Consider the following 12,898-nt stretch of genomic DNA (forward strand, 5'->3'; position numbering starts at 1 on the left):
CCGCGAATGACGCCAGGCACCGTGTACTGATCCAGCCAGAATCTGCGCAGATCAGGTGAACCGGTTGAAGCGAAGATGGAGCTTGCACCATGTCTGACCTTCCTTTGATCGTCTTCGATGTCAACGAAACGCTACTGGATATCCGGACGGTGGAGCCGGTCTTCAAGCGAGTATTCCAAGATAAAGTCGATGTGCGGCATTGGTTCGCGAACCTCGTGCTGTATTCGCTCGCCCTGACGGCAGCGCGCTCGTATGTGCCGTTTACGGATATCGGCGCCGCCGTATTCAAAATGCTTGCGGATACTCAAGGCGTCAGGCTCGAGCGGGCGGATAGCGATGAACTTCGGCAGAAGTTCTCTACGATGCCGCCCTATCCGGAGGTGCCGGGAGCACTGGAGAGCCTGCGCAATGCCGGCTTTCGGCTCTTCACACTGACGAACAACCTGGCCGAGGTTCAAGCTCACCAGCTCGAACGCGCGGGAATCGCGGGGTTCTTTGAAGGGTTGTTCAGTGTGGACAGCGTGAATCGTTTCAAGCCATGGCCGCAAACCTACGACCATGTCGCGCGTGAACTGGCGGTTCAGCCGTCGCAGCTCTGCATGGTCGCCTGCCACGCTTGGGACACGCTAGGCGCAGTAGCGGCAGGCTGGAGCGCCGCTTTTGTCAGACGGGCCGATAACGAACTCATCGGAGTTGGTCCTCAGCCGCAAATCATTGGCAGTGATCTCACCGATGTCGCCCAGCAACTCATCGCTCGTTACGCGGCGCGACGCTGACCTTGTCAGGCGCCGGTTCACGAGGACAGGGCAATGAACGCGCTGTTGCATTGAAAGCATCGGCGCACAACTCGCTCGTGCGGGCCTTGATGCGATGCCCGCCTGGTTCCCCGCGCCGGCAAAACCCATACCAAAGTATGGGTCTGTGCATCCCAATCGTGAGATTGTGGAGGAAATCAACTGACCGCATGCTCCAGGCTCAGCTGCGCAACAAGCCTCCGCGGAGCTGCTGGAAAGCTCTTATACGGGGCATCGAACATGCGCCTCTCGCGAATCATTGTCGAACGCCGCGATATCGATAGCCTGGTCGACGGGGAGGCGGCTTGTGCGCCGATCGACCACGTCACGATCGCATCTCGATGATGATCGCGTCTTGCGAGGGTAAGTCAGGTGAAGGTCCCTTTTGTCGGAGTCGTCGATGACGACGAGGCTCTGTGCCTGTCCTTGGTGGATTTGATGCGATCTGTCGGATTCCGCTCTGAACCGTTTGACAGAGCTGAAGCCCTGCTGAGCTACACGGCTGTTTCGAGCTTTGATTGCATCATAGCGGACGTTCATATGCCGGGTATGGGTGGGCTCAACCTGGTTCGGGAGCTCCAGCGACGGAAGATAGGATCGCCGGTGATCCTCATCACCGGTCTCCCGGACAAGCAGCTGGACGAGGAAGCAAGATCGATCGGCGCATTTTGCCTTATCAGAAAGCCGTTTGAAACGAGCGTCCTGCTCGAGTGTCTCGACAAGAGCTTTCGACGATGAACGCGTTCTCGCATTACGATGCTGTAGCAGGCATGTCCGCGCAGTCGCTTGGCAGGCGGCCCCCAAGCAACGTCGCCCGCGCAAGACTGGATCGGTCCAACGCTGCATCCGGAGATAGATGGAGAGATCGCTCGCGCCGATGGTCCGAGCTGATGCTCGCGGGACGCTCGGGAGATGAAGCGGCATATGAACAATTGCTACGCGAGTTGAATCAGTGGTTGCGTGCCTACTACGCTCGGCGGCTCCCATTCTGCGCTGCAGAAGACGCAAGGCAGGAGGTGCTTATGGCCATTCACGCCAAGCGCCACACGTTCGAGCCGTCGAAGCCGTTCGGCGCATGGGTTGCGGCCATTGCCCGCTACAAGTGGGTCGATCTGGTCCGCGATGCGTCGCGCTACAAGGCCCTCGCGCCAGAGGAAGAGACTGCAACTGAAGGCCACGAGAGCGCAGCAATCAGCGTCGTCGCGATCGATCAGTTGCTCGGCCGACTGAAGCCCGCGCAAGAGAACGTGATCCGCCTCGTCAAGCTGAATGGCTTCAGCATCGCCCGAGCGTCCGGTGCGACCGGCCAGTCAGTCGAGCTCGTCAAGATCAATATCCATCGCGGGATGAAGAAACTGGCGGCAATGGTCTCTTGAGATATTTCGGGGCTTTCGGACCAAGACAAAGGTGTGAAGAAATTGAGGTTGTTCCCACTCCAGAATGAATTGCCATGCGAGATGGCTGACGCGACGATCGCATTCCGCAACGATGTCTTTGAAGGGCTGACTCGAAACCCAAAGGCAATTCCAGCGAGGTGGCTTTATGACCACCGCGGGTCGGCTCTGTTTGAAGCGATCACCCTGTTGCCCGAATACTATCCAACCCGGACCGAGCGATCGATTCTTGCTTCCGCGCTCCCGGCGATATCTGCCATCGCAGGGCCGGGCCGCGCCCTTGTTGAGTTCGGTTCAGGCTCATCGGCCAAAACGAGGCTGTTGCTGGCAGACATCGAGCCATCGGCTTATGTTCCGATCGATATCTCCGGAGAGTTTCTTCGGGACACGACAGCAGGCCTGTCGCTTGCGTTTCCAACAGTTCCGATCTACCCAACCGAGGCGGACTTCACGCGCCCTTTCGCGCTGCCGAAGCAGATTGCCAGGAGTCCCCGCCTTGGCTTCTTTCCCGGTTCGACGATCGGTAATCTGACAGTGCATGCAGCGGTCGATCTGCTGCGGGCTTTGGCCGGGACGTTAGGCGCCGGATCCATGCTGCTCATAGGCATCGATCGTATCAAGGGTCGAGAGGTTCTGCTGCCGGCGTATGACGACCCGCAGGGACTCACCGCGGCGTTCAATCTTAACCTCCTGCATCGGATCAACCGCGAGCTGGGTGGGTCGATTCCCCTGGGCGCATTTCGTCATGTGGCACGATGGAACGATACAGAATTTCGTATCGAAATGCATCTGGAGGCGATCCGAGACGTCCGGTTCGATGTCGGCGGTCGCGCCTTCTTCTTGGCGGAAGGTGAGACCATCCACACCGAGAACAGCGTCAAATACGGGCGAGGCGAGGCCTTCATCCTCTTGCGAGCTGGGGGATGGAAGCCGGTGGCGGACTGGACGGACGATGCAGGACTCTTCTCTGTCGTTCTCGCGGAGCAAGAGCCGCCGCAAGCGGCACCATAGGCCGTCCGTCAACGGGAGTGATTCAAACAATGTAACCTCAATTACGGCAATCCACGAACAGCAGGATCGGTCCGTGTGCTGCATAATGAGAGAGCATTCACGCGAACCAACCGTACCGAGGTGAGGCCATGCATTTCCGCTCATCCCTTCTTATCAGCTTCGCTGCGATACCTCTCTCCGCCCTCGCGGACCCAGTCTCCACGCCCCCATCGTCCGTTGAACCAGGTATGGCCGAGAGCGTGCATGTGCAGCCGCGCGGGAGTGCCTTCATGCCCAATTCAAAGGCTGTTGACGCGTTGCAGAGACGCATAACCGATTTCAATCAGAAGCAGCAGGACCTCGATGCGGAGCTCGACAAGAAGTTGAAGATATGTCGCGGGTGCTGAATTCCCAACGTCAAGGCAGATGGTAGGTCCGAACATGAGGCGCACTGACACATACTCAGCCAAGGCCGAAACTGGATACGCGGGTTGTGGGCGGGCGGTTCAAATGAGCAGCGACACGCTCGGGCTCGTTGTCAGGGAGTTGCAGCACCGAATGCGCAATCTCCTCAGCGTCGTTCTGTGCTTCGTCGATACGACTGACGCGGATACTGCTTCCGAACTTCGTCTAGCACTTTCGGCTCGAATCGCAGCCCTGTCGGACGCCTATCGGATGATTGAGGGCGCGCAAGAGCGTCGGGTGTTGCTGGCATGGCTTCTAGAGCGCACGCTCCGGCCGCACGCGATGTCGCACCGCCACTGCATCCTTCTCTCCGGGCCTGACGTGAGATTGGAGCCGCACGTTGCCTTGTCCCTGCACGTCATCTTTCATGAATTGGCTACCAATGCCAGCAAGCACGGTGCGTTGTCGTCAGCTGTAGGCGCGGTGGAAATCAGCTGGGATCGGCCGCCCCACCTCACGGGGCAGGCCCTTGCGATAGAGTGGCGTGAGCGCGGCGGACCAAGTGTTAGAAAGCCGGGCCGCGTAGGCTTTGGGACGAAGCTGATCGAGAGGGCCTTGCCGAACGCCGAGGTCGATCTTGACTTCGCGCCCGATGGTCTCGTCTGTCGGTTGCTGGTCGATCTGGACCACGCAGCGGCCGGCCGGCACGAGGTTGGTTGACCGATGCTCGTTGTTCCTTCCCTTCACCAACCAAAGTCTGTGTAACGAGGTTCGAAATGAATCCGGTGGGGTCGCCTGCGGTTTCGTGGATGTTCATGGGCATTTTCGACGCGCGTGCAGAGAAAGGCTGCGCGAGATGCAATGCACCTGTCCTGCGCGCTCAGGACTGCAGGGCAGGCTCCTCCTGCAACCTCAATGGCGCAGTCGTAGCGAAGAGCGGCATGTCGCCGCTATCGATGAGGGCCCCTTCTCTGGAGCGCTCGACCTCGACCGGAATGCGTCGCGTCTCGCCGAACGGCTCCAGCGGTCACCAGGGGCAACTCGCATGAGCCGGGAAAGCGAGACGAGCGAACTTGAGCTGGTCGCGAAGGCATTCCAGGTCATCTCGAGGGAAATCAGTTATCAGGGATTGGCCAAAGCCCTCCTCGCCGAGGCGCTAAGCTACTCCGGTGCAACCCGCGGCGCGATCCTGCTCAGCGGACAACGGGATATGCTCGCCAAGGCGGATGCGAGCTTCCCTCGCGAGAGGGCAAACTTTCTTGCCTCCTTCCCTCAAAGCGCGCAATTCAGTCTACCTGAAGATCTCGCCGAAGAGGTCCTCGGGAGAAAAGGGACGGTGGTGAGGGTTGCCGGAGCTGCGAGCTCGGCGCTCATTGACGCGACGAAGCCATCGTCCGGCAAGATAGCTCAATTATGCGTGCCGCTGGTTCATCAGAATTGGGCAATCGGCGTAATCTATCTCGAGTCCGACGACGATGTAGGGATCTTTACGCCCCAGTGCGTGCGGGTGATCTCGATGCTGGCCAGTCAAGCCGCCATTTCGTTCGAATCGGTTCGGCTGTTCGAGGCACTACGTGAGACCAACATGTGGATGGTCAGAGGTCAGCAGATCGGTGGCATGGGTAGCTATCGCTGGAATACGAGGACTCTCCTCTCCCGAGGTTCGCGCGAGTGCTACCGCATCCTGGATCTTGATCTGGATGTAAATCCCGTGCCGTTCGAAATGTTCATAAGTCGAATCCATCCGGAAGACTATCCTGCGTTGGAGCGGGCGCTTGGCGAGGCCATCAGCACCAAATCGCCATTTGCTCACGAATATCGCGTCATTCATAGGGACGGAAAATCCTTGCATGTCGTCGCTGTTGGGCAATTCGACGAGGGGCCAACGGGAGATTTGGAGCTCGAGGGCATCATCACTGACATCTCACAGCGGAAGGCGGCGGAGCAGGCGCTTGCAGACGCGCGGAATGAGCTTGCGCATGCGTCGGGTCTGACCTCGCTTGGTGAACTCGCTGGCTCCATCATTCACGAGATCGATCAACCTCTGACGGGCATACTCACAAGCGCAGAGGCTTGCGCGCGGTGGCTCGACAGGGATCCCGCCGAGGCTGCGGAAGCGCGAAAATCGATTGCACGCATTATCAGGCAGGCGCGCCGAACCGCAGATGTGGTGACAGGGGTCAGGTCCCTGGTACGAGGCGCCCAGGTTCGTTTTGCAGAATTCGATATCAACGACGCGGTTGCAGAAGTCCTTCTGCTTTCAAAGCGAGAGGTCGAGCGAGCTGGTGTCGTCGTACGTACGGATTTCGACCGGACGGCGCCTCGTCTCGAGGCGGATCGAGTGCAGATCCAGCAGGTTGCTCTTAACCTTGTGCGCAACGCCATAGAGGCGATGACCGAAGTAGGAGAGGGGAACCGCATTTTGACCATCTCATCGTGGATCGCTGATGATATGATCTCGGTTGCGATCGCGGATACGGGTACGGGTGTCGATCCGGCCGATAGAGATCGAGTCTTTGAGACTCTCTACACGACGAAGGGAGCCGGGCTCGGTCTGGGACTATCGATCTGCCGGAAGATAGTCAGGCTTCACGGAGGAAAGCTATGGGTGGAAGAAAACGGGAGGTGCGGAGCGAGGTTCACGTTCAGTCTCCCGCGCCGCCAAGCAGTTCGGGGGTCGAGAATCCAGTAGACGCGTCTCAATCCGGGATCGTCCATATTGTTGACGATGACCGCGCTGTCCGCGAGTCCCTCGGGGATCTCCTCGAATCATTGAACTACAAGGTCGCGCTATACGCGTCTGCAGCGGACTTCTTGAAGGTCGAGCTATCGGATGCGCCGGCGTGTCTGGTGCTTGACGTCAGACTGCCTGGAACAAGTGGTCTTGAGTTGCAGGAATACCTAACGAAGATCAATGTCGGAATCCCGGTGATCCTGATGACCGCTTTCGGCGACATCCCCATGTCGGTCAGAGGCATGAAACTGGGCGCGGTCGATTTCCTCACCAAGCCGATACGAGACCAGGATCTTCTGGATGCCGTCACCGCCGCGATTCGAAAGGATATCGATCGACGCGACGACAGTGCACATATTGCGCAATTGCAGGAAAAGTTCTCGCTGCTGACCGCTCGCGAGCGGCAGGTGATGACGCTTGTGACATCCGGGTTGATGAACAAACAGGTCGCCAACGAACTCTCCATCAGTGAAGCTACGGTCAAAATGCACCGCGGAAGCGTCATGCGGAAGCTGGGAGCAAGAACGGCGGCGATGCTCGTTCGAATGGCTGAGGCGCTTCAACTCCAGCGATAGATCGTTGCGCTAGACAAGCAGCCGATGCTGAAATCGCCGGCGCGACTCACGCCCCGGCACCCATACCTAGGTATGGGCTGAGCCCGTACAACCGTGAGATTGCTGACAGGGCGTTTGAACAGCATGCTCTCCCTGTGAGGTGCTTCCATTGATTGGCAGCGCACCTGGCCGGAGAAGCGATGCCGCCCTTGCAGCTTGCGGCTTCAACACCTGCGAACAGACAACCAAGCATCCCCTCGGCACGGAAGTTCGTTGATGAGCGAACACTGCCATCCGGAGCACAAGGTAGGGCGACGATGATGGGAATGAACCTAGCAAATTCGAGTGAGAGCAAGCAACGAGGCGCAGCCTCAGCTTCACCGGCGCGATTGGTAGGCGAAGCGCAGGCGGTCAAGTCTTCCACAGTCGCCCTCGATTCAAGAGTTGGCATAACCCCTGCCGATCCGGTGACGCGCCTCGAGATGGGGCGGCGTTGGTGGGTTTCGGAGAGTGTTCACTTGCCTTGCGGCAGCAGAGCCGAGTTTCGCTTTCAGGGGTCGAGGCATCTTCTCGCACTCTACAACGAAGGCGCCGGGAAAAGAGGGGAGGCGTCCGTCGACGGTGTATGTCGCTCGAAGCTGCGCGGTTCCGACCACCTTCTGACATTCGTCCCGGCGGGACGCGCTTACCGGGAATGGCATGAGACAGCCTCCTTTACAGAGGTGACATTTCTCTACTTCGATCCCGCTGCGCTTCGCCTATCGGAAGCCACCAACGCTCAGTTTTTGCCGAGGGTGTACTTCGAGGATGCGCTCGTTTGGCAAACGGCCTTCAAGTTGAAGAAGGCTATAGAAAGCTGCGGAACGGAGTGCGCGCCCTATCTGGAAGCCCTCTGCGGCGTGCTCGCCCACGAGCTCTCAATGCCCGATGGCGACTTGGTTCGCGAGCCGACACCCGTCAGTCGTGGAGGTTTGGCAGGTTGGCAGAAGCGCGTCGTCGTCGAGTACGTGGAAGAGCATTTGGGAGAGCAGGTCTGCCTGCTCAAGCTCGCCGAGCTCGCCAGGCTGAGCGTTCACCACTTTTGCCGAGCGTTCAAAAGGTCTTTCGGGATGCCCGCCTATCAATACCAGGTTCTTCGACGCATGGAGTTCGCGAAATTGCGGTTGGCTGATCGGGCGGCCTCGATCACCGACATCGCGCTCAGTCTCGGCTATGCGCAGACGAGCTCCTTCAGCTCGGCCTTTCGAAAAGCGACGGGTTGGACGCCTACCAATTATCGCAGGGAGCTCAAATGAAGCGAATCGCCGGGAGGCTTGTAACCAGGGCATTGCGAGCCGCGAAATAATCGGCACGCCCGGAGTGCCGCTTGCGGATGATCATTTAGGCGTTCTGGCAGCCGCCCGGGCGTTGAAGGGCGAACAGAAAGGGACTGCGGATGACAGGCATTCGATATCGCAAAGCTGACGTGGATGGACTGAAGATATTCTATCGCGAGGCTGGACCGACCGACGCGCCGGTGCTGCTGCTGCTGCACGGCTTTCCGACAGCTGGCCATATGTTCCGTGACCTGATCCCGGCCCTGTCAAGTCGCTTCCGGGTTGTGGCGCCGGACCTGCCCGGATTTGGCCAGTCCGACATGCCCGGCCGCGCAAGCTTCACATACACATTCGCGGCGTTGGCGCAGGTGATCGAGCGGTTCACTGAAGTCGTAGGCCTCGCTCGCTTCTCGCTGTTCGTCTTTGACTATGGCGCGCCGACGGGCTTTCGAATGGCCGTCCGCCACCCCGAACGCATCGTTTCCATTATCTCGCAGAACGGAAACGCTTACGAAGAGGGGCTGAGCGACGGATGGGATCCAATCCGGACTTACTGGATGGACCCATCGAAGGAGAACCGGGCGGCGCTGCGCGTATTGCTTTCGCCGGAAACGACGACCTGGCAATACACCCACGGGGTGCCGAATGCCTCGCTGGTCTCCCCCGATGGATACACCTTGGACAATCACTATCTCGCGCGTCCCGGTGCCGACGAAATACAGCTCGATCTGTTCGCGGATTACAAAACCAACGTCGCGATGTATCCGGAATTCCAGGCCTACTTCCGCAAACATCAGCCTCCCTTTCTCGCTGTCTGGGGCAAGAACGATCCGTTCTTCCTACCAGCGGGCGCAAACGCGTTTCAGCGCGACATCGCAAACGCGGAGGTGCGCTTGTTCGACACGGGCCATTTTGCCCTCGAAACACATGCAACGGAGATCGCGGCCGTGATCGGCGAGTTTCTTGTGCGGCAAACGTCAGACGCTCGAATGAATGCACTTGCAGCAGCGAGCGCCAGGACAACATGATGCGCGCCATCGTCCTTGAAAAATTCGGCGGCTTGGACAGCCTGGCCTATCGGGATGTTCCGGAGCCAGAGCCTTCGCACGGTCATGCCGTCATCCAAGTGAAGGGATTCGGCATTAATCACGCGGAGATGCACATGCGCCGAGGCGAATGGGCTGAAGCGGCGCCGATCAGCGGAATTGAATGCGTGGGCCTCGTGAAGTCGTGTCCGGGCGGCGAATTCCCTGTCGGAGCGAAGGTGGCCGCACTGATGGGCGGTCTCGGTCGGACGATTAATGGAAGTTATGCCGAGTATACGCGGGCTCCGGTCTCGAACGTCGCCCTGTTTGATTCGAAGTTGCCCTGGGCAGAGCTCGCAGCCATACCAGAGACCTTTGCGACGGCATGGACATGTCTCTTCCGCAACCTGGCGCTTCGCCGCGGTGAGCTTCTCGTCATCCGCGGCGCGACATCCTCGTTCGGTCAAGCCGCACTCAAGCTCGCGATCAATGCCGGCGCGCGAGTCATTGCGACGACCCGCAACCGGGAGCGCTTTGCCATGCTGGAGAAACTTGGCGCGACCCGTTGCGAAATCGAACGGGGCGATCTCTCACAGCATCTTCCCGAAGCGAAGCGGGTAGATGCTGTTCTGGATCTCGTCGGCAACAGTGCCGCCCTCGATTCGCTCGGCCTGCTCCGTCGCGGAGGCCGATCATGTCTTGCGGGCTGGCTGGGTGGACTTGATCCGATTGTCGATTTCAACCCCTTATTGCAGATGGCAAGCGGGGTCTATCTGACCTTCTTCGGCAGCTTCGTATTCGGGACACCCGGGTTTCCTCTCTCCGACGTACCTCTGGGAGAAATTGCCGCGGACGCCGCGGCTGGGCGGCTCGATGTCAAGCCAACCCGGATATTTCGGTTCGACGAGATCCACGAGGCGCATCGCGTCATGGAAGCGAACGAGGCGATCGGAAAGATGGTCGTCGTGATCGATTGACGAACAAAGGCGAATCGTGGGGACCTGCTATGTCAAGGACAGTTGCTATCGTTACAGGCGCAAGCCAGGGCATCGGCCGCGCAACGGCGGTGCGCCTGGCGCGCGATTTCGCGGCGCTTGTTGTCGTTGCACGAAATCGCTCCAATCTGGAGGACACTGCGGCGATGGCTAGGGCTGCCGGTGCAGAAACTCTGGTGATCGAGGCCGATCTGTCGGAACCTCGCGCTGCGAAAGCTGTCGTCGACCAGACTCTGGCTCTCTTTGGCCGCATCGATGCTCTCCTCAACATTGCAGGCGCGGTGCCGCAGGTCGACTTGTTCGAGACGACGGACGAACAGTGGGAAGCCGGACTGGCGTTGAAACTACACGGCGCCCGGCGGCTCACCATCGCCGCTTGGCCATCGCTCATGGCAACCAAGGGCGCCGTGGTGTTGATGTCCGGAAACTCCGCCCTATTCCCCAAAGCGCCCTATGCCGCGGTAGGTACCATCAATGCCGCGATCATCGCCCTGGCAAAGGCGTTCTCCGACAAGGGGATTGGCGATGGAGTGCAAGTCAATAGCGTTCTGCCCGGCCCGGTCATGACGGGGCGCCGCCGCTCCTATCTTGAGCATTGGGCTGCTTCGCATAACATGACGGTCGAGGAAGCGACCACGAAATTCCCCAGGGATGCCGGTATCGCGCGCTACGGTGAGCCGGAAGAGATCGCTGAACTGATGGCGTTCCTGGTATCGCCAGGCGCGCGTTGGATGACCGGGGCGGCCTTGCGAATGGATGGCGGTGAGGTGAAATCGATTTGAGTTCGGTGCATGCCCTCGAGGGCGGAAAGCACGCGCTTGGAAGGCCTGATGCCATTCGGCCGCCGATCGCGTGTACCGGCTTTCGCGGCAGAGCATGGCATGGGTTACCCCGAGCATTTCGAAGTTGTTCTCCGTAGCGGTCGATCGCTGAGGAGGCCCGGCGCTTTCCGGGGGACTTTGCCGCTGCGATCACCGCGGTGGCGGGCCGCTTCGCAGTCGCGCCAAGAGTATGCGAACCAGGGCTAGCGTTCAGAAGCGCAGGTGCCGCACCCCGCTCAGTTCAAGCAGGTGTCCTTCTCGGGTACGCACCGCCCTGATCAGCTCGTTTCCACAATTGGAACACCTTACGATCGCCTCCGAGCGCCCTCCGCTTGCGACAAGAGAGCCAAGGCCGACCATCGTGCAGCATGCGTCGCACTGAACTTTCGTCAGGGTGATGTCAAATGCGAAGGGTGCCTGAAGTAGGTGTGTAGCTGGGTCGCCGCCGATGATGAGGTCAGAGATAGTGTTGAACATGGAACAACTATCCTCCTGATGGTCCAAAGCGTTCAGTCTTGATGGCGAGCGGGTCAAAGCCGAGCTTCACCAGCATGCTTGAGATGCTCTCAACAAACCCTGCGGGACCGCAGACAAAGAACAAGGGGTCTTCCTCGCGCGCAAAGCTGTTCTTCGCGAGCAGGACTTCGTCGACCCGTCCTTTATGTCCGTTCCAATCGCGAGGACCCTCGCGAGTAAGAGCATAGATCACGCGCAGATCCGCATCGCTGTATGACATCGCATCGAGTTCATCCCGGTAAATGATGTCGTCCAGGCTGCGAGCCGAATAGATCAACGATGCAGGTATGGGGACGCGCAATGCTCGTCGGTGACGCAACATGGCCATGAGCGGCGTAACCCCGCTGCCGCCGGCAACGAGGCATATGGGGTGATTGGCCGTTTGATTCCAGGTAAAGTAGCCGCCGATCGGTCCGCGAAACTCGAGAGCGTCACCAATCTGCAGCTCATCGAGCAGATAGGAGGAGACCTCGCCGTCCTCGATCCGCTCCACGGTGAGGGTAATGAGCTGCTCCGACGGAGGCGATGCGATCGAGTAGCTTCGTTCAGCCCGATAGCCGTCGTCGGCTGTGAGGCGAATGTCGACGTGTTGTCCTGGCTGGTGCCCGGGCCAACGGGCGGGCTGCAGGACGATGCTCTTCACCCGGCTTGTTTCGGCAACGATAGCCTGCACGCGTCCGATCTGCCATTCGATCCGGGACCGCAACCGAGGCGCGTCAATCGCCGTCATATCGCTGTTCCCTCCAGGGATCGCCGTAGTTGTGATAGCCACGCGACTCCCAGAACCCCGGCTCGTTCTTGGGCATGAAGCGCAGTCTCCGGAGCCACTTTGCGCTCTTCCAGAAATATAGATGAGGAACAACAAGCCGCGCAGGGCCTCCATGAGCCGGAGCGAGCGGCAAGCCCTCATAGCGGGTCGCAATCATCGCTTTTCCGCCGACCAGGTCCGCAAGGGGAAGGTTCGTTGTGTAACCACCGTCACAATGCGCCATGACAAACGTATTGGGGGGCTCGTCCAGTCCGACCACCTTGAGAAGGTCGTCGAACGTGACGCCCTGCCAAACCGTGTTGAGCTTCGACCATTTCGTGACGCAGTGAATGTCAGTTTTGATCGTGGTCTGGGGCAGTGCTTCGAATTCGTCCCAGGTCCACCTGCCGAGCAACGTTCCGCCAAGTTGAAGCGCAACTTTCCAGTCGGCGACACGGATGTCCGGTGTCGGTCCGGCGGAGAGCACGGGGAAGTCGGTCGTTAGATACTGCCCGGGCGGCAACTCGGCCGCTCCGGAAGTCTGTCGTTTTGATCTGAAGCCACGGGAAACAATAGGCTGGTCCATGGATGCGTGTCCTTGTGTCT

Annotated in this window: 14 protein-coding genes; 11 read left to right on the top strand and 3 right to left on the bottom strand. The window is 59.5% G+C overall.

Features of this window, described 5'->3' with window-relative positions:
- Positions 1 to 89: 89 nt before the first annotated feature.
- The 11 genes from Q0743_RS04190 (at position 90) to Q0743_RS04240 (ending at position 10,989) form a co-directional block, all read left to right on the top strand.
- A complete protein-coding gene (locus Q0743_RS04190) occupies positions 90 to 776 on the top strand; it encodes a haloacid dehalogenase type II (protein ID WP_298240329.1) in 687 nt (228 codons plus the stop codon).
- A gap of 390 nt (positions 777 to 1,166) precedes the next feature.
- Positions 1,167 to 1,532, top strand: coding sequence for a response regulator (locus tag Q0743_RS04195; protein ID WP_298240330.1), 366 nt, complete (start codon positions 1,167 to 1,169; stop codon positions 1,530 to 1,532).
- A 152-nt stretch (positions 1,533 to 1,684) separates the two neighbouring features.
- Positions 1,685 to 2,170, top strand: a complete 486-nt coding sequence (locus Q0743_RS04200; protein WP_298240380.1) for a sigma-70 family RNA polymerase sigma factor — start codon at positions 1,685 to 1,687, stop codon at positions 2,168 to 2,170.
- Positions 2,171 to 2,251: 81 nt separating this feature from the next.
- Positions 2,252 to 3,199 (top strand): L-histidine N(alpha)-methyltransferase, encoded by a 948-nt coding sequence (gene egtD / locus Q0743_RS04205; RefSeq protein WP_298240331.1) that lies wholly within the window; start codon positions 2,252 to 2,254, stop codon positions 3,197 to 3,199.
- Between the two features lie 489 nt (positions 3,200 to 3,688).
- The gene (locus Q0743_RS04210; protein ID WP_298240332.1) at positions 3,689 to 4,303 is read left to right on the top strand and encodes a sensor histidine kinase; all 615 of its coding nucleotides are present in this window, start codon (positions 3,689 to 3,691) and stop codon (positions 4,301 to 4,303) included.
- Positions 4,304 to 4,628: 325 nt separating this feature from the next.
- On the top strand, positions 4,629 to 6,275 hold the full coding sequence (locus Q0743_RS04215) for an ATP-binding protein (protein WP_298240333.1): 1,647 nt from the start codon (positions 4,629 to 4,631) through the stop codon (positions 6,273 to 6,275).
- Positions 6,276 to 6,292: 17 nt separating this feature from the next.
- The gene (locus Q0743_RS04220) at positions 6,293 to 6,892 is read left to right on the top strand and encodes a response regulator (protein ID WP_298240381.1); all 600 of its coding nucleotides are present in this window, start codon (positions 6,293 to 6,295) and stop codon (positions 6,890 to 6,892) included.
- Between the two features lie 305 nt (positions 6,893 to 7,197).
- Positions 7,198 to 8,166, top strand: coding sequence for an AraC family transcriptional regulator (locus Q0743_RS04225; RefSeq protein WP_298240334.1), 969 nt, complete (start codon positions 7,198 to 7,200; stop codon positions 8,164 to 8,166).
- A 140-nt stretch (positions 8,167 to 8,306) separates the two neighbouring features.
- Positions 8,307 to 9,215 carry an alpha/beta fold hydrolase gene (locus Q0743_RS04230; RefSeq protein WP_298240335.1) on the top strand — a complete coding sequence of 303 codons (909 nt, stop codon included), beginning with the start codon at positions 8,307 to 8,309 and terminating at the stop codon, positions 9,213 to 9,215.
- Positions 9,215 to 10,189 (top strand): zinc-binding alcohol dehydrogenase family protein, encoded by a 975-nt coding sequence (locus Q0743_RS04235; protein WP_298240336.1) that lies wholly within the window; start codon positions 9,215 to 9,217, stop codon positions 10,187 to 10,189. Before Q0743_RS04230 ends, Q0743_RS04235 begins: the two co-directional genes overlap by 1 nt.
- Before the next feature lie 29 nt (positions 10,190 to 10,218).
- Positions 10,219 to 10,989: an SDR family oxidoreductase gene (locus tag Q0743_RS04240; protein ID WP_298240337.1), complete on the top strand. Its 771-nt coding sequence runs from the start codon at positions 10,219 to 10,221 to the stop codon at positions 10,987 to 10,989.
- Positions 10,990 to 11,238: 249 nt separating this feature from the next.
- Here the strand turns inward: Q0743_RS04240 and Q0743_RS04245 are convergent, their stop codons facing one another.
- Genes Q0743_RS04245 through Q0743_RS04255 form a run of 3 tightly spaced genes read right to left on the bottom strand, consistent with a single transcriptional unit; the run spans position 11,239 to position 12,878 of the window.
- Entirely contained in the window at positions 11,239 to 11,505 is a 267-nt protein-coding gene (locus Q0743_RS04245; protein WP_298240338.1) for a DUF6510 family protein, read from the bottom strand.
- Positions 11,506 to 11,512: 7 nt separating this feature from the next.
- Positions 11,513 to 12,274 carry a ferredoxin reductase gene (locus Q0743_RS04250; RefSeq protein WP_298240339.1) on the bottom strand — a complete coding sequence of 254 codons (762 nt, stop codon included), beginning with the start codon at positions 12,272 to 12,274 and terminating at the stop codon, positions 11,513 to 11,515.
- Positions 12,261 to 12,878, bottom strand: coding sequence for a sulfite oxidase-like oxidoreductase (locus Q0743_RS04255; RefSeq protein ID WP_298240340.1), 618 nt, complete (start codon positions 12,876 to 12,878; stop codon positions 12,261 to 12,263). Before Q0743_RS04255 ends, Q0743_RS04250 begins: the two co-directional genes overlap by 14 nt.
- Positions 12,879 to 12,898: the final 20 nt, after the last annotated feature.

It is taken from the genome of uncultured Bradyrhizobium sp., assembly GCF_936943645.1.
GTDB lineage: Bacteria > Pseudomonadota > Alphaproteobacteria > Rhizobiales > Xanthobacteraceae > Bradyrhizobium.